At 63.3% G+C, this 18,979-nt stretch carries 16 protein-coding genes; 7 read left to right on the plus strand and 9 right to left on the minus strand.

Features of this window, described 5'->3' with window-relative positions; genetic code table 11:
• Nucleotides 1–196 precede the first annotated feature (196 nt).
• The 5 genes from AB8717_RS11810 to AB8717_RS11830 all read right to left on the minus strand — a co-directional run bounded on the left by AB8717_RS11810 (nucleotide 197) and on the right by AB8717_RS11830 (nucleotide 6,966).
• Entirely contained in the window at nucleotides 197–2,380 is a 2,184-nt protein-coding gene (locus AB8717_RS11810; protein ID WP_443747534.1) for a TonB-dependent receptor, read from the minus strand.
• Nucleotides 2,381–2,434: 54 nt separating this feature from the next.
• Nucleotides 2,435–2,809, minus strand: coding sequence for a hypothetical protein (locus AB8717_RS11815; protein WP_443747535.1), 375 nt, complete (start codon nucleotides 2,807–2,809; stop codon nucleotides 2,435–2,437).
• Between the two features lie 103 nt (nucleotides 2,810–2,912).
• Nucleotides 2,913–4,487: an AMP-binding protein gene (locus AB8717_RS11820; RefSeq protein ID WP_443747536.1), complete on the minus strand. Its 1,575-nt coding sequence runs from the start codon at nucleotides 4,485–4,487 to the stop codon at nucleotides 2,913–2,915.
• Nucleotides 4,488–4,679: 192 nt separating this feature from the next.
• Nucleotides 4,680–5,990 carry a TadE/TadG family type IV pilus assembly protein gene (locus AB8717_RS11825; protein WP_443747537.1) on the minus strand — a complete coding sequence of 437 codons (1,311 nt, stop codon included), beginning with the start codon at nucleotides 5,988–5,990 and terminating at the stop codon, nucleotides 4,680–4,682.
• Nucleotides 5,991–6,054: 64 nt separating this feature from the next.
• Nucleotides 6,055–6,966, minus strand: coding sequence for a serine aminopeptidase domain-containing protein (locus tag AB8717_RS11830; protein WP_443747538.1), 912 nt, complete (start codon nucleotides 6,964–6,966; stop codon nucleotides 6,055–6,057).
• Nucleotides 6,967–7,191: 225 nt separating this feature from the next.
• Here AB8717_RS11830 and lipA point away from each other — a divergent pair, with 225 nt between their 5' ends.
• From lipA to AB8717_RS11845, 3 genes are read left to right on the plus strand one after another with little or no spacing between them, the layout of a single operon-like run.
• A complete protein-coding gene (gene lipA, locus AB8717_RS11835) occupies nucleotides 7,192–8,151 on the plus strand; it encodes a lipoyl synthase (protein ID WP_443747539.1) in 960 nt (319 codons plus the stop codon).
• Between the two features lie 2 nt (nucleotides 8,152–8,153).
• The gene (locus tag AB8717_RS11840; protein WP_443747540.1) at nucleotides 8,154–8,624 is read left to right on the plus strand and encodes a type II toxin-antitoxin system RatA family toxin; all 471 of its coding nucleotides are present in this window, start codon (nucleotides 8,154–8,156) and stop codon (nucleotides 8,622–8,624) included.
• Nucleotides 8,625–8,642: 18 nt separating this feature from the next.
• The gene (locus AB8717_RS11845; protein ID WP_443747541.1) at nucleotides 8,643–9,032 is read left to right on the plus strand and encodes a hypothetical protein; all 390 of its coding nucleotides are present in this window, start codon (nucleotides 8,643–8,645) and stop codon (nucleotides 9,030–9,032) included.
• Here AB8717_RS11845 and AB8717_RS11850 read toward each other — a convergent pair.
• The 3 genes from AB8717_RS11850 to AB8717_RS11860 are packed head-to-tail and all read right to left on the minus strand — an operon-like array spanning nucleotide 8,998 to nucleotide 10,433.
• On the minus strand, nucleotides 8,998–9,492 hold the full coding sequence (locus AB8717_RS11850) for a CinA family protein (protein WP_443747542.1): 495 nt from the start codon (nucleotides 9,490–9,492) through the stop codon (nucleotides 8,998–9,000). The two genes, AB8717_RS11845 and AB8717_RS11850, sit on opposite strands and share 35 nt — an antisense overlap.
• Nucleotides 9,493–9,542: 50 nt before the next feature.
• Nucleotides 9,543–10,154, minus strand: a complete 612-nt coding sequence (locus AB8717_RS11855; protein WP_443747543.1) for a superoxide dismutase — start codon at nucleotides 10,152–10,154, stop codon at nucleotides 9,543–9,545.
• A gap of 24 nt (nucleotides 10,155–10,178) precedes the next feature.
• Nucleotides 10,179–10,433, minus strand: a complete 255-nt coding sequence (locus AB8717_RS11860; protein ID WP_443747544.1) for a hypothetical protein — start codon at nucleotides 10,431–10,433, stop codon at nucleotides 10,179–10,181.
• Between AB8717_RS11860 and AB8717_RS11865 the strand changes: the two genes are divergently transcribed.
• On the plus strand, nucleotides 10,414–12,564 hold the full coding sequence (locus AB8717_RS11865) for a prolyl oligopeptidase family serine peptidase (protein ID WP_443747545.1): 2,151 nt from the start codon (nucleotides 10,414–10,416) through the stop codon (nucleotides 12,562–12,564). The two genes, AB8717_RS11860 and AB8717_RS11865, sit on opposite strands and share 20 nt — an antisense overlap.
• On the opposite strand, the gene AB8717_RS11870 is transcribed toward AB8717_RS11865, so the two are convergent.
• Nucleotides 12,550–13,698 carry a bifunctional 2-C-methyl-D-erythritol 4-phosphate cytidylyltransferase/2-C-methyl-D-erythritol 2,4-cyclodiphosphate synthase gene (locus AB8717_RS11870; protein ID WP_443747546.1) on the minus strand — a complete coding sequence of 383 codons (1,149 nt, stop codon included), beginning with the start codon at nucleotides 13,696–13,698 and terminating at the stop codon, nucleotides 12,550–12,552. The two genes, AB8717_RS11865 and AB8717_RS11870, sit on opposite strands and share 15 nt — an antisense overlap.
• A 278-nt stretch (nucleotides 13,699–13,976) precedes the next feature.
• Between AB8717_RS11870 and dusB the strand changes: the two genes are divergently transcribed.
• The 3 genes from dusB to ntrX all read left to right on the plus strand — a co-directional run bounded on the left by dusB (nucleotide 13,977) and on the right by ntrX (nucleotide 18,765).
• Nucleotides 13,977–14,966 carry a tRNA dihydrouridine synthase DusB gene (dusB, locus tag AB8717_RS11875; protein WP_443747547.1) on the plus strand — a complete coding sequence of 330 codons (990 nt, stop codon included), beginning with the start codon at nucleotides 13,977–13,979 and terminating at the stop codon, nucleotides 14,964–14,966.
• Nucleotides 14,967–15,118: 152 nt separating this feature from the next.
• On the plus strand, nucleotides 15,119–17,365 hold the full coding sequence (locus tag AB8717_RS11880) for an ATP-binding protein (protein ID WP_443747548.1): 2,247 nt from the start codon (nucleotides 15,119–15,121) through the stop codon (nucleotides 17,363–17,365).
• Complete coding sequence (ntrX, locus tag AB8717_RS11885) at nucleotides 17,365–18,765, plus strand: nitrogen assimilation response regulator NtrX (RefSeq protein ID WP_443747549.1); 1,401 nt, start codon at nucleotides 17,365–17,367, stop codon at nucleotides 18,763–18,765. Before AB8717_RS11880 ends, ntrX begins: the two co-directional genes overlap by 1 nt.
• The last annotated feature ends 214 nt before the right edge of the window (nucleotides 18,766–18,979 follow it).

Genomic DNA, 18,979 nt, shown 5'->3' on the forward strand with positions numbered 1-18,979 from the left:
CCGGCGCTTAGAAAGTAAGCAAGAAACCCCACCACCACATCTCTCTCACCCTTGTTTCACAAGGGTTCGCTCGTGCGGTCCCCCTCCCCATTTTCTGCGAAAACGGGGAGGTACAAGAAAGGAAGGATTGCTTGCAATTTGCAAATCAAACAAATTCGCAAGCTTCATAAACATTAGCTTTCAAAACACAACCAAATCAGAAGCTGTACTTCAGCCCAACCACCACAGTCCGCTGCGGAAACGGATGAAACAGGAAATAGCTGCGGTTGTTGAGGTTCGTCACGCCGCCGTCGAGCGTCCAGTGGCGATCGATTTTATACCGCACGTGGGCATCCATCACGAAGTAGCCGCTGAAGCCCTGGTACGTGTTGGCATAGACATCGACATTGTCGATGGTCGCGAAACTACGGTCACTGTAACGCGCCGCCAGGCTGAGATCGAGCCTGGGCGTCGCCCGCCACGTCGCGACCACTGCGCCCCGCAGGCGCGGGATTTGCGGCAGGCGCTTGCCCTCGGCGGCCGGGTAGGCTGCATCGCGATCGGTGCGCGCATCGACGTATGTCACCCAACCCGACAGGTCGAAGCCCGGCAGGACGTCCTGGCGATCCGCGACCAGCTCGATGCCCGAGGCGCGTGTACGGTCGATATTCTGCACGAAGCTGACAGCAGAGCCGTTCAACGTCCCCGTCTGCGACAGCAGGGTATGGGCGATATGCTCGTCGAACAGCGAGACACGCACACTGGCCTTGGGCCAGGTGCGTTCGGCCGACAGCTCGGTCGACACGGCGCGTTCCGGCTGCAGGCTGGGATCTGGCGTCGACAATTGCACGCCGGTCGTCACCGCCTGATAGAGCTCGGTCACCGTCGGGAAGCGATAGGCGACGCCGGCCGAGGCCTTGAACGTCCAGGCGTCGCTAGGCGCCCAGGCCACTACCGCCTTGGGCGACACGGCGGTGGCGTGGCGTTCGGGCTGGGCCTTATCGAGTGCCGGCGTAAGCGAATAGTTCCGCCCATGGCTGGCGCGCCAGTCGTCGAAGCGCAGCCCCAAAGTCGCCTTGACCTGCGGCGTCAGGCGCCAGGCATCCTGCACCCAGGCGCCGAGCGTTTGCGTCTGCCCCTGGCTGAGCGTCTGGAGCGCGCCGTCGTCGCCGGTCTGCCAGTTGGCCAGGGCGTATTTCGGATTGTCGAGGACAAAGCGATCGCCGTGCACGCCGAAACTCACCACATGCGCGCCGCTCACGCCTTGCGGCCGCCAAATGCCCTTGGCGTCGAGCGTCGTCCAGCCCGTGCCGTCGAGTTCGACGGCGGAGCCCGCACCGCCGTCCTGCCAGCCGGCGACGAAGGCCGTCGGCGTGCGCTGGCGGCTTTTCAGCGTGTCGAAGTCCGTCACCACCAGCTCATAATCGAAAACGCCGCTGGTATGCGAGGCCAGGGACAGCGCTTGCGCCAGTTGCGTTTCCTCAAGGCGATAGACACCGCTGAGGAAGCCCGACGTGTAGGTGCCGTCGTGCAGGTAGGTGTTGGCGCGGGCGCTGTCACGGTTTGCGAACAGGCCAAAGGTATAGGCTGCCGTTGTGGCGTTGCCGAGATCGTAGGTCAAACGGCCGGACAGGGTATCCTGGATCTGATGCTCAAGCCCGGACGAACCCAGAACCTTAATCGCCTGCCCCAAACGATTGAAATCACTGAAACTCCCAGCGCTTCCGGACGACGCCACAACATAGGACAGGGGCTGTGACTGGCTGTCGAGGTGGTTGAGGCTCAGGCGCCAGGCGAAGCGGCCGATACGGTCGCCGATCGACCCGGCAAGGTGGGTGGTGCCGTAAGAGTCGTCGTCGCCGTATTTCTTGAAGTTTTGCGACGCGCCTTCGACCTCAAGACTGCCTTCAAGGGTTTCGGGCATGCGCGTCGTCACCTCGATGACGGCGCCCATGGAATTGCCGGGATAGGCGGCAGAAAACGGGCCGTACATGACGTCGACGCGCGATATGGCTTCCGGCGCGATCATCCCCCATTTCGGCGAGGCGCTGCCGTTATTGTTGCCGATCAGCGCCGAGATCAGGATGCCGTCGACATAGATCAGGCTGCGCGCGGATGCGCCGACGCCGGACGTCCGCGTCGTCACGGGCGATTGCGTATCGCCGAGGTGGCGCTGGCGCACCGTCAGGTTCGGCAGGTAACGCAGCGTGTCTTCGGGCGTGACGAGGTTGGTGGTGCGCGACAAGGTCTCGGCCGTCGTGCCTTCGGTCGTCGTGGGCGGTTTTTCGGGCCGGACGCCGGTGACGACGATTTCGGTGGCGTCGCTTTCGGCGTGGGCGACGGAAGACAGGGCCGTGGTGGCCAAAAGCGCCGTCATGAGGCGCAGGGAGAGCTTTTTCAAAGGAAGGAACCGTTCGGAGAGCTTGGTGTACGGGCGCGCGAACGCGCCGGCGGATCAGGCTGCGACGGTTTCGGGAGGTCCACAGGAGAAGGGCCGCGGCGGTGCGCGAGCGCGAACGGGAGACGCCGGCTTTGCAGCCTGGAAGGCGATGCGTTCCGACGTATAGGCAATGGGCGTCGAGACCGGCGCGGGAACGGGCAGGGCGGTGATCGAGGCCAGGACGCAATTGGCGCACTTCAGCCCCATGAAGCCGGGCTTGGCCTTACCGAACAGCTTCTGCGACACCGTATCCGCGGCAGGCGCACCGCCTTCGGTACAGAGCACGAAGCTTGTGTTCCCGGACAGGGCCATGGCCTGCATCGGGAACAGTGCCTGGGACAGCAGGGCGAAGACCACGGCGAAGCAAGCCCAGAACCGAAGTTCGGGCACCGGCTTCACCGATGTCTTTTGCCTTGCCATGCTCGCGCCTTAGAATGCGGGCCGTGACGTGTCAATACGGCGTTATGCCGATGTGGTTCTATGCCGCAGGCCTTTAGGCCGCCCGGGCTTCCACTTCGGCCAGCTTCTGCAGGGTGACGTAATCCGTCTTGCCCGACCCCAGCACCGGCACCGCATCCACTTTCAGGATTTTCTTCGGGATGGCCAGGGCGGGCGTGCCGTTTTCCTTGGCCCAGTTGGTCAGGCGCGCGATATCGGCGTCGCCGCGATCGGTGATCAGCACCAGGCGCTCGCCCTTCTTGTCGTCGGACACGGCGACCACGGCGTGGCGGTTGTCGGGCCAGACCTCTTCGGCGATGCGCTCGACCGCGGTCAGCGAGACCATTTCGCCCGCGATCTTGGCGAAGCGTTTGGCACGGCCCAGAATCTTGATGAAGCCGTCGGCGTCGAAGGTAACGATGTCGCCCGTATCGTGCCAGCCGTCCTTAGGGGCATCGACAACCTCCGGAGATTCCGGATTAAGATACCCGGCCATCACGTTGGGACCTTTGACATAAAGGCGTCCGCCTTCCTTGATGCCGTCAACGGCGTCGAGGCGCGTCTCCATGCCCGGCAGCGGCTTTCCGACCGTGCCATAGTGGTTGTTGTCAGGGAAGTTGACGGCCACCACCGGCGAGCATTCCGTGACGCCGTAGCCTTCCAGGATCGGCAGGCCGCCGAACTGCGTCTTGAACAGGGTATGCGTCTCCTCGCGCACTTTTTCGGCGCCGCAGACGACGAATTGCAGCGTCTTGAAGTCTTCAGGCTCGCCCTGACGCGCATACTGGTTGACGAAGGTGTCGGTCGAAAACAGCAGCGAGGCATGGCTGTCGCGCAGCAGACCCGGGATCTGCTTGACGTGCAGCGGGGACGGATACTGGAAGCTGCGCAAGCCGGCCAGCAGCGGCAGGATAATCCCGCCCGTCAAGCCCAGCGAATGGAAGATCGGCATGGGGTTGAAGGCGACCCAGTCCGGATCGAGCGCGATATGCGCCTGGATCTGGCGCGTATTGGCCACCAGGTTGCGCTGGCTGAGCACGACACCACGCGGCGTGCCGAAGCTGCCGGAGGTGAACAGAATCACGCCCATGTCGTCGGCCGTGGTCTTCCTGGCGAACATCAGCGGCAGCTTCGACGCGACGAAGGCCCAGGCCTTGTCAGCGACGGTCAGTTCCTTGCGGATATCATCGAGATAGATGAAGCGCACATAGGCCGACATAGCCTCGACCAGGTCTTCCAGCTTGGCGCTGGCGACAAAGCGGCGGGCGGTGACCACCGTTTTGATCTGCGACACGCCCGCGGCCGCGCGGATATTGGCCTGGCCGGCCGTGAAGTTGATCATGACCGGCACGCGGCCCAGGCTGTGCAGCCCCCAGAAACAGAGCGCGCCGCCCAGCGAGGTCGGCAGCATCAGGCCGATGCGCTGTTCGTCGCCGATATGCCGTTTCAAAAGCCGCGAAATGGCGAAGGTTCCGGCCAGGAACATGTCGTAGGACAAGGGCTTGCGCTCCTGATCCTCGATAATGATCTTTTTGCCGCCCCAGGCCGATCTGGCTTCGACCAGCGCCTCGAATAGCGACTGGTTCAGGTCCTTCTCGGTGAAGTCCCGCTTGGTCCCGCTGCGCGTCATGCGCCTTATGCTCCCCTCCGGCACAGGGCCGCCAGCCATCACCGGCGATCATCCGTGCAGATGAACACGGCCGTCCCTCAGGCCCGGCCGCAACAATCCCTCATCATAGCCGCGACGAAGGGAGAAGGGAACCGACATTACATCGATGGCTCGCCGCGCACGTTTGCTCAAGCCACGCGGAATTTGAGCGGATCAGGAGTTGATCCGCACCACCGACACGACCCGCTGGAACAGCGCGGTCATGGCCGAGGAGATGCCCTGGCTTGGGCTGACCTCGAAATAGAGGCCGTCGCTGGCGCAGGCCTGCATCTGCGACGCCAGTTGCGAAGGCGCCGACACATATTTGGCGACCCACGAGGTATAGAAGCTGTTGGTCGGCAAGGGCAGGTAGGTGGTGTACAGCACCGCGATACGCACCCCGCGCGCCTTCAGCGCCGTGCAGGTCGTGGTGTCGAGCGGGGTGATGCGCCGACACCCGCTGCCGTTGGAATAGGCGCAGTCATAGCCGTCATTGGTGCCATCCGAGACAAAGAACAAGACCTTCTGCGGATTGGCCGACGATACGCCGTCACCCGAAGCCGGAATGATGGTGCCCATATTGGCAAGCACCGAAACCAGATTGGTCGCGCGGTCGGAATTGTAGTTCTGGTAGGGAACGGTCATCAGGTCGATGACAGCAGCGTCGCTGGCCGACTTGCCGAGGTCCGACGTCAGGCTGGACACCTTGTAGGCGCCCGGCGCCTGGGCGTCGATCGAATTGGACGACAGGCCGAAATCATAGATGGCGACGCGATATTGGTTGGCTATGGTTTCCGTCGACCTGGCCGTGGTCATCAGGTTCTGCGTCGCCTGGCGGACGACGTCGATGCGGGTCGTCACCCCCAGCGTCTTGGCCTTGGCGTAATAATCGGCGCCGGGCTTGTCGTCTTCGTGACAGGCGAAGGCGCACTTGTCCGAGGTATTGGCGACCATGGTGGCGATATCGGCCGTGGTGGCGCCGACGCCCATGGACGGACTGTTGTCGAGCAGCAGATAGAAGTCGATATAAGGCGGGACGGTCGCGGTCGAGGTCGAATTGACCACGATCGGAATTTCGCCGGCGCCGATAAGCCCCAGGATATAGGACTTGTAGTTCGCACTGACCGACACCTTGGCGGTCATGACCGAATTGCTCTTGGTGACGAGCGCGGATGGGCTGACGCCCACCAGTTCCGGCGAAGTGCGATAATTGCTGTTGAAGATGCTGAGCGCCTGTTCCGCACCGCCGGTCAGGGTGCCGTTGCCGTTCATCGACACGCCCAGCTTATAGGCGACCGAATTGACGGCGATGGCCCCGACGCTGGCGACGTCGGCGGCGTCCTGAAGGTTCGAACGCAACTGTACGGCACGGCCGAAATCGATGGCGCCGCCCACGGCGGAAATGATAACGACCAGACTGATGGCGACGACCATGACGGTGGCGCCCTGTGTATTCCGCGCGAAGCGTTGAAGAATTTGCCGCAAGCCTGTCCCCATTTCTTTGGGAAACTATGGCATGGCCAGCTTAAAAGCCGGTTTACAGGTGTGCCTAATGCACGCCCTCAAGATGTGTCCGCACAAAGCCCGCAACGGTTTCGCCGAGGGTTTGCGGGCCGCTGGTCACGTCGGTCTTGCAGGCCGACAGCCGGTTGCACAGGGTCTTCGCCGCGTCCGCCGCGCCGTTCGCATCGCGCGGCTCGACGATCAGCACGGGCGGGGCCTTGGCCGTCAGGGACACGACGGGCAGGTGCAGGCTGTTGAACTCGGTAAAGGCCTTCTTCGTCTGGTCACGCCAGGTGTCGCTCTTGACGCGGGTCCGAAGGTCCGGATTGGCCATCTGCCACGACTGGGCGATGCCGCCCCAGTAGGTCGCCACCGCGTCGTCACGATGCCAGACCGTGCCGCGCGCGATATCGCCGCCGGAATAGGGCTGGTAGGCAATGAAGCCCGCGATGGCGCCGTCGCGCGTATTGGCCGCCAACGAAAGCGCGGACAGGGCGCTGTAGCCGGTGCCGACGATGAACAGGGGCTTGTCCTTCGTCGGATGGACGATATCGTGGATAAAGGAGAGGGCGGACAGTTGTCCGTCATGATAGCTTCGTGTGAAAACACTCTGATTTTGCAGCAGATAATGCCCGGCGCCGCCCTGGCCCGGCACTTCGAACAGCCAGACGCCGTAACCCTGATCGAGAAGCTGGTTGGTCAGCTCGAAATAGGCCTCGGCCGGATAATCGGCATCGGCCAGGATCATGACCTGGGCGCGCGGATTGATCGGCGGTGACGCGACGCCGTAGCGTGCTTCGGGCAGGCCCTTGGCGCGGTAACCGCCCCACACGAAACCCTGCGGCGGGAAATACTGCGGCGACAGGCCGGGCGGGATCTGGCTGTCGAGAAAGGCCTTGCCCGGCTGCATGTCCTTGGCGGCCTGCTCGACCTTCGAGCACGCGCCGAATGACAGCATGGCGGCCAGCGGCAGACAACAGGCAAGACGGGTGAGGGCGGATCGCATGGGCGCGATAATAAACCATATTCGGCCGCCTTGCCACGACCGCCGTGTGACTTGGTAAAATTTCAATATGGCTCACGGAAACCGTAACGGTTGCTTGACCGATTTGACTTGATATTCAAGGCCAACGGGGCCAATTAGAGGCAACGCACGTACGCTTGTAAGCCCGAAGTAGAGCACATGGTCACCGTCATCAATCGAGTCGAACCCGCCACTGCCCGCGAACTGCGTCACCCCGAAAAACAAAACCGCCCCGATTCGCCGATCCTTAAGAAGCCCGACTGGCTGCGCGTGCGCGCGCCCGGTTCGGCGCAGTATATGGAAACGCAGAAGATCGTGCGCGAAGCCAAGCTGCACACGGTCTGCGAAGAAGCGGCCTGTCCGAACATGGGGGAATGCTGGTCGAAGAACCACGCCACCATCATGATCATGGGCGACACCTGCACGCGCGCTTGCGCCTTCTGCAACGTCAAGACCGGCCTGCCGCAGCCGCTCGATACCGACGAACCGCGCCGCGTCGGCGAAACCGTCGCCCTGATGAAGCTGTCGCACGTCGTCATCACCTCGGTCGACCGCGACGACCTGGCCGATGGCGGCGCCCGCCACTTTGCCGAGGTCGTGCATCAGATCCGCGCGCAATCGCCCGGCACCACGATCGAAATCCTGACGCCCGACTTCCTGCGCAAGGACGGCGCGGCCGAAATCGTCATCGACGCCAGGCCCGACGTGTTCAACCACAATCTCGAAACCGTCCCGCGCAACTATCTGAAGATCCGTCCGGGCGCGCGCTACTATCACAGCCTTCGCCTGCTGGAGCGCGTCAAGGAACGCGATCCGCAGCAGTTCACCAAGTCGGGCATCATGGTCGGCCTGGGTGAGACGCGCGAAGAGGTCATGCAGGTCATGGACGACATGCGTTCGGCCGGCATCGACTTCATCACCATCGGCCAGTACCTGCAGCCGACACGCAAGCACGCCGCCATCGACTGCTTCGTCACGCCGGACGAATTCAAGGCCTATGAGTCGATCGCGCGCGCCAAGGGCTTCCTGATGGTGTCGTCGTCGCCACTGACCCGGTCGTCGCACCACGCCGGTGAGGATTTCGAACGCCTGCGCGCCGCCCGCGCGGCGAAAGGCTGAAAATGACGAAGGTCAATTTCGAGCGCGTCCTTCCGTTCGAGGCCACCAAACTGTTCGAAATGGTCGGCGACGTCGAAAAATACCCGGACTACATCCCGTGGATCACGTCTATGCGGGTGTTCAACCGCGGCGAAGTGGCCGATGGCGTGACGCGTTTCGACGCCGAGGCCGGTGTAGGCTTCAAATTCCTGTCGGAACGCTTTTCGACCCGTGTCACGCGCAATGCGGCGGCACGCACCATCGACATCCATCTGTTAAAAGGTCCATTCAAGACCCTGATCTGTCAGTGGAAATTTGAAGACGCCGACTGGCTGGGCAAGCCGGGCGGCTGCCGCGCCATCCTGGTTATGGATTTCGAATTCAAGAACCCGTTCCTCACGGGTTTCCTCAAGGCGAATTTCGACAAGGCCGTCGCCAAGCTGATGGCGTGCTTCGAAGGCCGCGCCGCGACGCTGTATCCCAAGACGGTCTGACGGGAGGCCGGAAAACACATGCTGACCTATCTTGCCATTGCCTTGCTCGCGGCCACGCCTCACGTCTCCGATACGGCGACCTTTTCCAAAGCCCTGGCGGACGCGACGAAAGAAATCGGAACCGCCAACGAAGCGCAGAAAGCAAGCACGGCGGCCTTCGGCTCCGGGGATAAGGAAAAGGGCTGCGCGACCGGTCAGGTTGCCTATGACCATTACACCGCGGCTCGCGTTGTTTTCGAAAAGACGCTCGACCACTACCAGCACAAGGTCGCCAACAGCGAAGAGATCCAGGGTTGGCTGAAGGAAGACCTGGAACACACGAAACACATGCGCCTGCCTTCAGAACTGTTCCTGACGACCTATTGCGGCGGCATCAAAACGCCTGAGCTGTCTCCAGCGCCCAACTGAGCGCAAACTCCACGGCCGCCGCGCGGACCTCGTCACGGCCGATGGCGCCGAACTGCCGGACCCGCGTTTCGGTGACGACGCGGTTGCGATTGGAAAAACTCAAACCGAAACAAACCATTCCTACGGGCTTTTCAGCCGATCCACCCGTGGGACCAGCGATGCCTGTAATGCTGAGCGCGATATCGGCGCCGGCCTTGATGCGCCCGCCTTCGGCCATGGCGCGCGCCACGGGCTCACTGACCGCGCCGTGCGCCGTCAGAATATCCTGATGCACCCCGACCATAGCGCTCTTGGCGGCGTTGGAATAGGTGACGAAGCCGTAGTCGAACACCGCCGAAGAGCCCGACACCGAGGTGATGGCCCCGGCCACCAGGCCGCCGGTACAGCTTTCGACCGTGGTGATGCGCTTGCCCGCGGCAAGGAGCTTCGAAACCAGTTGTTCGGCCAGCGGATGCGGCATGACGCCTCAAAAGAAAAGGCCCTCTTTTGCAAGAGGGCCGGTGTTTGGTCTTAGACGCCCGGATGAAGCGGGGCTGCGAGGTTCTGGTTTGCGAAGTCCCAGTTGACGAGGTTGTTCAGGTAGACCTCGATGAACTTGGGACGCAGGTTCTGGTAGTCCAGATAATAGGCGTGTTCCCAGACGTCGATCGTGACCAGCGGCTTGTCGCCCTTGGTGAACGGCGTTTCGGCGTTGCCGGTCTTGACGACCTTCAGCTTGCCGTCCGAACCGAGGACCAGCCAGGCCCAGCCCGAGCCGAACTGCGTGGCGCCGGCCGTCTTGAAGGCTTCGGCGAAGGCGTCGTACGAGCCGAAATCGGCATTGATGCGCTGGGCGATTTCACCGGTCGGGGCACCGCCGCCGTTCGGCTTCATCGAATTCCAGAAGAAGGTGTGGTTCCACACCTGGGCGGCGTTGTTGAACACGCCCGGGTTCTTGCCTTCCGACGCCTTGACGATCTCGACCAGGCTCTGGCCTTCGAACTCCGTGCCGGCGATCAGTTTGTTCAGGTTGTCGACATAGGCCTTGTGGTGCTTGGCGTGGTGGTAACTGAAGGTGTTGGCCGACATGTGCGGCTCGAGAGCGTCCGAAGGATACGGCAGGGCGGGGAGTTCAAAGGGCATGACAGACCTCTCATCTGTTATGTTTTACGGGAAACGCTTAACCTCAAAGCATATATTCGGGCGAATCCCCCATTTCAAGCGGCAAACCACTGAGAATGCTTCGCAATAAACCATAGATATTACAGGGTTTTCCGCATACGGATGTCCTGGCGCATCTTCGGTATTGACCCTTTTGAAAACGCAGGCGAAGGTCGGCGAAATGGCTGAAATAAAGGGGTTTGCGATGAAGCGGATGGCATGGGGACTGGCAAGCGCGGCGATGCTGGCTTCAGCAGGCATGACGGCTGCCGGCGTCCAGGCGGCGGCGCCCGTGGCAAAACGTGTTCCCGTAACCGATACGGTCTACGGCACGACGATTTCCGACCCGTATCGCTGGATGGAAGGCCCGAACAACGCGGCTTTCGCGGCTTGGCTGAAGGCGCAGGGACAGGAAGGCCGGGCGCGACTCAATGCGTCGCCGTCGCTCAATCAATGGCAACAGAGGCTCAATGGCGCCTCCAGCGCCTCGGTCACCAACCGTCTGCAGCACCGCATCAACGGCCGCATCTTCTTCCTGCGCCTGGATGCCGGCAAGCAGGGCGCGCTGATGGTGCGCATGACCGACGGCAAGGAAAAGGTGTTGTTCGATCCCAACACGGTCGGTGGCGCCCACGCCTCGATCACCAACTATGGCGTCTCGCCTGACGGCAGGACCGTGGCGGTCAATGTCGACCGCGGCGGCAACGAAATCACCACGGTGGAATTCTACAATGTCGACACCGGCCAGAAACTGCCGGACGAATTGACCGACATCTGGGGTGAGTTCGTGGTAGCTTGGCAGGGCAATGACGGCGTCTTCTATACGCAAATGGCGCCCGACGACGGCAAGACCGACCGTATGCTCAATATGCGGACCCGCTATCACAAGCTGGGCCAGTCGGCGGGGCAGGACCCCACCGTCATACCGGCCGGCGGCGCTTCGGGCTTTGCGCTGGCGCCCGAGGAATTCCCGTTTATCGCGACCGACGCGTCTTCACCCTACGCCATGGTCGTCGCCTCCGGCGCCCGCGCCGAGGCACGCATCTGTGTCGCCAGGGCCGCCGACCTGACGGCGCCCGGCGCCAAAATCCAGTGTCCGATTGCCTATGACGACGAGGTCCAGGCCGGCGCACTGGTCGGATCGACACTCTATCTGCAATCCGCGAAGAACGCGCCCAACGGCCAGGTTCTGGCGATGAACCTCGACGCGCCGACGCTGAAACTGTCCGACGCAAAGGTCGTGGTGGCCGAAGACCGCGAAGCCGTGGTCACCAATTTCGCGCCGGCACATGACGCGCTCTACGTCAAGCGCATGCGGCTGGGCATCGACAGCTTCGTGCGCCTGCCATATTCGGGCAAGGCGGAATTCATCAGCGCGCCCTATGACGGCCAGGCCGCACTGATCGACGCCACCACCGATGCCGATGGCCTCATATTCACCCTGCAAGGCTGGACCAAGCCGCGAGCACTCTATTCTTACGACCCCGCACGCCGCGCCCTGACCGACCTGAAGCTCGGCGCCACTTCCTTGCGCGACTATAGCGGCCTGGTCGACAGCGAGACCGCCCAGGCCCGCAGCCTGGACGGCACCATGGTGCCCGTTACTATCCTGAAACCCAAGGGCTACAAGCCGAATGGCCACGCCAAGGCGATCGTCTTCGCCTATGGCGCCTACGGCGCGACCACGACCCAGCCGGCCTTCGACGTGATGAGCCTGGAATGGGTGGCCGACGGCAATCTCTACGTCCTGGCCGGCATCCGTGGCGGCGGCGAGAAGGGCGACGCCTGGCGGCTGGCCGGCAAGGGCGCGAACAAGGCGCGTGGCGTCGAGGACATCGTCGCTGCCGCCGACCTGCTGCGCCAGCGCGGCTACAGCGACAAGAAGCATATCGTCCTGTACAGCGCCAGCGCCGGCGGCATCATCGTCGGCAACGCCGTAGACCGCTTCCCCGACCATTTCGGCGCGGCCATCATCCATGCCGGCATGCTCAATCCGACGCGCCTGGCCGCCGACAGCAACGGCGCCAACCAGTATTCCGAATTCGGTGATCCCAATGTGCCGCAAGGCTTCAAAGACCTGAAGGCCATGGACGCCTACCTGAACCTGAAGCCGGGCCAGCGCTATCCCGACGTCATGCTCGATGTCGGGCTGAACGACAATCGCGTGGCCCCCTGGAACAGCGGCAAGTACGGCGCGCAGTTAAAGTATTACGCGAAGGGACAAAGCCTGGTGCTGTTCCGCACCGACGCCGACGCCGGCCATTTCGGCACCTCGCTCAGCCAGGCTGCTGCCGAAGCCGCCGACCATTACGCCTTTGTCGACATGGTGACGGCGGCGCCCGCGGCCAAGGCGCCCGCGGTCAAGCGGCACAGGCGATCAAAGCGGCATTGAGACGGCGCAGACGGCCTGGGCAGCCAGGCCTTCTTCACGGCCCGTAAAGCCCATCTTTTCGGTGGTCGTCGCCTTGACGGACACACGGTCAAGGTCGATGCCGAGGATATCGGCGACGCGGGCGCGCATGGCTTCGCGGTGCGGCTTCACCTTCGGGCGCTCGCAGATCAGCGTCACGTCGACATTGACGATCTCGCCGCCCTTTTCCGCGATCAGCTCCACGGCATGGCGCAGGAAACGATCCGATGAGGCGCCTTTCCACTGCGGATCGGTCGGCGGGAAGTGATCGCCGATATCGCCCAGCCCCACCGCGCCCAGCAGGGCGTCGGTCAGGGCGTGCAGCCCGGCATCGGCGTCGGAATGACCGATCAGCGTCTTGTCGTGGGCGATTTCGACGCCGCACAGCCACACGCTCTGGCCGTCGCCCCAGCGATGGGCGTCGAAGCCCTGGCCGATGCGGATCTGGGTCATGGACTTTTCCTGTGCGATGAAGGCTTCGAGAAGGGCGAAGTCGTCGGGATAGGTCAGCTTGTGAAGGCGCATGTCGCCTTCGGCCAGGGCGACCTCGATGCCGGCGGCCGCAGCCGCCGTCGCCTCGTCGGTGGGGGCAGGGCCGTCCCAGGTCGAATAGGCCTCGGCGATGTCGCCCAGCCGGAAGGCCTGCGGCGTCTGGGCGCGCCACAGACCCTCGCGCGACGGGGCATCGACGATACGGCCATCCTCGCCGCGCTTCAGCGAATCCGTCAGCGGCAAGGCCAGGACGGCTGCCCGCGACACTTCAAGTACGGCATTCAACGTTTTGATATGATGCGGTTTTAACAGAGGGCGAGCTGCGTCATGGATCATCACCACGTCGTCGAGCGCCGCCATGGTCATCAGGGCGTCGATGCCGTTGCCGACAGAGGCCGCGCGGTCGGCTCCGCCTGTCACGACTCGCGCCATGGTGCTGTAACGTGCCCGCGCGCGGTCGAGATCGTCTTCCGGCACGACGACGACGATATGCGCAGCCCCGGCTTCGGCAAAGGCCTCGACCGACCAGTCGAGCACGGGCTTGCCGCCCAGCGGCATCCACTGCTTGCGGCCGCCGGTGCGGGTGCCGGACCCGCCGGCGACGATGATGGCGTGAAAGGTCATGTCCGGTGTTTAGCGAGAATTGGCGGCGGCGCAAGAGCGCGTGGGCCTTACCGGCACGGAAGGGGGCCGCAGATTACACAGATTTCACGGATTATCTGCGCGCACCGCGCCTTCCTTCGCTTGGAAGAGTGTGAAGGTATCGGCCTAAGGCACTGATAATCCGTGAAATCTGTGTAATCTGCGGATAGCCCTGCATAGCACTTCGCGCGCACAAACGAGGCGGGTAATGCGGCAAACCTGTCCTTTCTAAATCTCGCCTTTTCCTGTATCAGCACCCGATGTCCAGTAAGCTCAGCATCGGTGGTATCGAAATTCCCGGCCGCGTCCTGATCGCGCCGATGACCGGCGTGTCCGACCTGCCGTTTCGCGCGATGGCCCACGCCCTGGGCGCGACCTACGCCGCGACCGAGATGGTGGCCTGCGCCGAGTTCGAGACCGGGCGGCCCGACGTCGTACGCAAGGCGCAACTGGGCGACCATTCGGGTCTCAAGATCGTGCAACTGGTGGGGCGCGACCCCGCCCATATCGCGCGCGGCGCCGAACTGGCGGAACAGTCCGGCGCCGATATCGTCGACCTGAACTTCGGCTGCCCGGCCAAGGAGGTCACGGGCGTGTTGTGCGGTTCGGCGCTGATGCGTGACCTCGACCATGCCGAACGCATCATTTCCGCCGCGCGCACAGCGACGTCGCGTCCCGTCACCGTCAAGATGCGCCTGGGGTGGGATGACTCCCAGCGCAATGCGCCCGAACTGGCGAAACGCGCCCAGTCCCTCGGCGTCGCCGCGCTTACCGTGCATGGCCGGACGCGCCAGCAGTTCTACAAGGGCGAGGCCGACTGGCGCGCCGTTGCCGCCGTCAAGGCCGCCGTGTCGATCCCGGTCATCGTCAACGGCGATATTACCGGGGTCGAGACAGCGCGTACGGCGCTGGATCAATCCGGTGCCGACGCGGTGATGATCGGCCGGGGCATCTACGGCCGCCCGTGGCTGGCCCGAGACCTCGACCGCGCACTCAACGACAATGCGCCGATGGCCGAAATCGCGCTCGGACAAAGGGCCGAAATCCTGATCGAGCACATGGCCGCATCCCTTCGCTTTTATGGGGAATCGCTGGGGCTACGCATGTTCAAAAAACACCTGGCAGCGTATATCGAACATTCGACACACGACGACGACGCCATCGTCCGCCGCCAGGACCGCGCACGCCTGTGCCGCATGGAGGACGCCCGCGAGATCGAAATGGCCGTGCGCGAGCTTATGTCCGCGTAGCTCTTGCCGGGTGTGTCTTGAAAAATTGACGCACCGCCGCAACATTTCTGTTGATATTCGGCCACACTAGTGCGCAAATGCAACGGCTTTTCCAATAGGTCGTTTGCGTCTTGAAGGACACAGTTTCCCGACGCCACTCGTGGCAAGCGCTGATGCGCAGCCTGCGTAATGTCCGGTCGACGGGCACGCAGCGACTGCTGCTGGGCACGGGTTATGGCGCGTCTCTGCTGACCACGGCCTTTATTATCTGGCTGATAGTGGCGACGCCCGGCACGGCGCCGATCGGGCAGGCCAGCCAATACCTGCTGATCCTCGTCGCGCTCAACCTGGTCCTGCTATTGGGCCTGATCTGGTTCGTCATCCGGCGCGTCATCGCCATCGCCCGCAGCCGGGGCGCCGACGCCGGCGCCCGGCTGCACTTGCGTTTCGTATTCCTGTTCTCGATCGCCGCCGTGCTGCCGGCCATCGTTGTCGCCCTGGCCTTCATGTTCCTCAATCGCGGCCTCGACACCTGGTTCTCGGACCGGGTGCGCGGCTCGGTCGAAAACGGCGCCGAGATCGCCAAGATCGTGCTCAACGATAACAGCGAAGCCGGCGGCGCGACCATGACCTACATTCATTCGGCCCTGGGCAGCGAACGCGCCAAGGCCCTGTTCCCCGACCGCCTGGCCTTTGCCATCGCACTCAAGAACACGCTGGAAAGCAAGCCCAACCTGTCGGCCGTCTATATCATCGACAAGACCGGCCAGATTCTGGTCCGAGCCGAAGAGCCGGGCTCTCCGCCCTTCGCCGTGCCGCCGCCGTCGGCACTCGACGACGTGACCAATGGTGGACTGAAGGGCTGGATACCGTCGTCGGACGCCATGCGCTTCCTGCAGCCGCTGGAAAACTACAACGGCACCAACGGCGCCTTCCTTTATGGGATCCGTCCCCTGCCGGAGGGCCTGTACGAGCGGATGAAACAGGCCAACGACGCCATCAACGCCTATCGCGACTCCGCCAACCGTAAGGCCCGCGTCCAGGGCGTCTTCTTCATGGCCTATCTCGAAGCCGTCCTGCTGGTGCTGATCGGCGCCATCTGGGGTGGGACCTCGGCCGCCGAAAGCATCGCCGTGCCCGTGGCCCGACTTGTGCAGGCGGCCGACAAGGTGGCATCCGGGGACCTAAACGCACGCGTCATGACCCACAAGCAGTCTGAAGACATTGCCGTGCTGTCGCGCGCCTTCAACCGCATGACCTCGGACCTGCAGAGCCAGCAGCTGGCGCTGAAGTCCGCAGGCGAGGAGGCCGAGAGCCGCCGCCGCTTCATCGAAACCGTCCTGTCCGAAATCAGCGCCGGCATCGTCGGCATCGACGTGCTGGAGCATGTTTCGGCGATCAACCGCCACGCCGCCAGCTTCCTCGGTATCTCGGCGGAAGACGCGATCGGCGGCAAGATTCGCGACCTTGCCCCTGAAATCGTTGACCTTTTGAATAATGTTTCGGTGCAGCGCGTCGAGGAGCAGGAAGTCGACCTGGTGCGCAAGGGCGAGACCCGCCGCGTGCGCGTCCGGATCTCGGGCCTGGAAACAGGCGGCGCCGTCCTGACCTTCGACGACATCACCCGCCTGATTGCCGCGCAACGCAATGCGGCCTGGAAGGACGTGGCGCGCCGTATCGCCCACGAGATCAAGAACCCGCTGACGCCGATCCAGCTGTCGGCCGAGCGCCTGCGCAAGAAGTACCGGGGTCAAATCGAGACGGACGGCGAAACCTTCGACCGCCTGACCGATACCATTGTGAGACAGGTCGGTGATATCGGCCGCATGGTCGACGAGTTTTCGTCCTTCGCCCGCATGCCCGCGCCCAATTTCGCCGAGGAAGAGGCCGCTGAGCTTGTCCGTTCCTCGGTCTTCGCCCAGCGCGTGGCGCGTCCCGACATAGTCATCGAGATCGCCGAGCCACTGCCAGAGCTGAAGGTCGTGTGCGACGGCCGCATGCTGGGCCAGGCGCTGGGCAATGTGCTGAAGAACGGCGGCGAAGCCATCTCGTCGCGCCTGCTGCGCGACCAGGGCCAGGAAACCGGTACCGGCGAAGGTCCGATCGGACACCTGCGCGTCGAAATGGCCTATGACGACGATTTCGTTACCATCGCGGTCGAGGACGACGGCATCGGCCTGCCGGAAAAGGATCGCGACCGGCTGACCGAACCCTATGTGACGACGCGGGAAAAGGGCACGGGCCTGGGCCTGGCCATCGTTAAACGCATTCTGGAAGATCATGGTGGCGACTTCGCGCTCAGCGACGCCGTCCATTTAAGCGGTGCGCGCGCGACCTTGCGCCTGCCGCGGCTACAAGCGGGACGCGGCAGCGCGCCCCAGGATGGCGCCGTTCTGGGCGCCAAGCTGATGAGGGTATGATGAAAGTATCGTCTGGCGTTGATATCCTGGTCGTTGACGACGAAGCGGATATCCGGGAACTGATCGCCGGCATCCTCGAGGATGAAGGCTATGCCGTCCGTACGGCCGCCGACGCAAATACGGCGCTCAGGGCCATCAAGGCGCGCAAGCCCAGCCTGTGCGTCCTCGATATCTGGATGCAGGGCGGCGGCATGGACGGCCTTGAGCTGCTGGGCGTGATCCAGGAGCTGGATCCCGACATTCCCTGCATCATGATTTCGGGCCACGGCACGATCGAAACGGCGGTTTCGGCAATCAAGAAGGGCGCCTTCGATTTCATCGAAAAGCCCTTTAAAACCGAGCGCTTGATTATGGTTGTTCAGCGTGCGCTTGAAATTACCAGTCTGCGCCGCGAAAACCGCCGCCTGCGCAACCAGGCGGTCGTGCCGGACGGGCTGATCGGCAATTCGCCGGCGGCGCAGCTGCTGCGCTCCACCATCGCCAAGGTGGCGCCGGCCAATTCGCGCATCATGATCTCGGGCCCCGCCGGTTCCGGCAAGGAACTGGTGGCGCGTATGATCCACGAAGCCAGTCCCCGCACGCGCTGCGAATTCGTGCCGATCTCGGCCGCCGGCATGACGCCGGAACGCCTTGATGTCGAGCTGTTCGGCGAGGAAGGCGAGGGCGGCAAGCCGCGCAAGATCGGCGTGTTCGAACGCGCCCACGGCGGCACCCTGTTCCTCGACGAAGTGGCCGACATGCCACCGGAAAGCCAGAGCCGCATCCTGCGTGTGCTGGTCGAACAGCGCTTCCAGCGCGTCGGCGGCAACCAGGACGTCCAGGTCGATGTCCGCGTCATCTCGTCAACCTCCAAGGACCTGCAGTCCGAAATCGCCGCCGGCCGTTTCCGGGAGGACCTGTTCCATCGCCTCAACGTCGTGCCGGTGCGCGTACCGGGCCTGTCGGAGCGCCGCGGCGATATCGCGGAACTGGTCACCTACTTCATCGAACGCATCAGTGCTGCCCAGGGCCTGCCGCGCCGCATCCTGTCGGAAGACGCCATGGCGACGCTGCAAGTCCACGAATGGCCGGGCAATGTCCGCCAGTTGCGCAACAATATCGAGCGCCTGCTGATCCTGGCGTCGGGCAACCCGTCGGAACCGATCACGGCGCACATGCTGCCGTCGGAAGTGGTGGAATCGGCGGTCGCCGGCGCCATCCGTCCGGAGCGCATCATCGCCCTGCCGCTGCGCGACGCCCGCGAGGTCTTCGAGCGCGAATACCTGTCGTCGCAGATCGTCCGCTTCGGCGGCAATATCTCGCGCACGGCCAACTTCATCGGCATGGAACGTTCGGCCCTGCACCGCAAGCTGAAGTCGCTCGGCCTGGCGCATATCCGTTCCGAGGAAGAGGACGCCTAAACGCAAGAAATCCGCAGATTACACAGATTATTCAGGCGTTTCCGGCGGTTAGCCGGGAACGCCTTTTTCTTAAATTTCCACACTTCGCGAAGTCAGACGGCATCCGCGCCAAGCGCCGTCTTCAACCGAAATTCGCACGAAGATAGCAGCCCAATCCTCTGATTAATCTGTGAAATCTGTGGATAGCCTTCAGGTATAGCCTCTCACGCACGCC

It is taken from the genome of Asticcacaulis solisilvae (genome assembly GCF_052327315.1).
In the GTDB taxonomy this organism is placed as follows: Bacteria; Pseudomonadota; Alphaproteobacteria; order Caulobacterales; family Caulobacteraceae; genus Asticcacaulis; species Asticcacaulis solisilvae_B.

Coding starts and splice junctions, on each gene's coding strand:
- lipA (WP_443747539.1), top strand. CDS start 7,192: ATGGTCACCGTCATCAATCGAGTCGAACCCGCCACTGCCCGCGAACTG.
- AB8717_RS11820 (WP_443747536.1), bottom strand. CDS start 4,487: ATGACGCGCAGCGGGACCAAGCGGGACTTCACCGAGAAGGACCTGAAC.
- AB8717_RS11865 (WP_443747545.1), top strand. CDS start 10,414: ATGCTGGCTTCAGCAGGCATGACGGCTGCCGGCGTCCAGGCGGCGGCG.
- ntrX (WP_443747549.1), top strand. CDS start 17,365: ATGAAAGTATCGTCTGGCGTTGATATCCTGGTCGTTGACGACGAAGCG.
- AB8717_RS11880 (WP_443747548.1), top strand. CDS start 15,119: ATGCGCAGCCTGCGTAATGTCCGGTCGACGGGCACGCAGCGACTGCTG.
- AB8717_RS11840 (WP_443747540.1), top strand. CDS start 8,154: ATGACGAAGGTCAATTTCGAGCGCGTCCTTCCGTTCGAGGCCACCAAA.
- AB8717_RS11870 (WP_443747546.1), bottom strand. CDS start 13,698: ATGACCTTTCACGCCATCATCGTCGCCGGCGGGTCCGGCACCCGCACC.
- AB8717_RS11845 (WP_443747541.1), top strand. CDS start 8,643: ATGCTGACCTATCTTGCCATTGCCTTGCTCGCGGCCACGCCTCACGTC.
- AB8717_RS11830 (WP_443747538.1), bottom strand. CDS start 6,966: ATGCTGTCATTCGGCGCGTGCTCGAAGGTCGAGCAGGCCGCCAAGGAC.
- AB8717_RS11855 (WP_443747543.1), bottom strand. CDS start 10,154: ATGCCCTTTGAACTCCCCGCCCTGCCGTATCCTTCGGACGCTCTCGAG.
- AB8717_RS11850 (WP_443747542.1), bottom strand. CDS start 9,492: ATGCCGCATCCGCTGGCCGAACAACTGGTTTCGAAGCTCCTTGCCGCG.
- AB8717_RS11860 (WP_443747544.1), bottom strand. CDS start 10,433: ATGCCTGCTGAAGCCAGCATCGCCGCGCTTGCCAGTCCCCATGCCATC.
- dusB (WP_443747547.1), top strand. CDS start 13,977: ATGTCCAGTAAGCTCAGCATCGGTGGTATCGAAATTCCCGGCCGCGTC.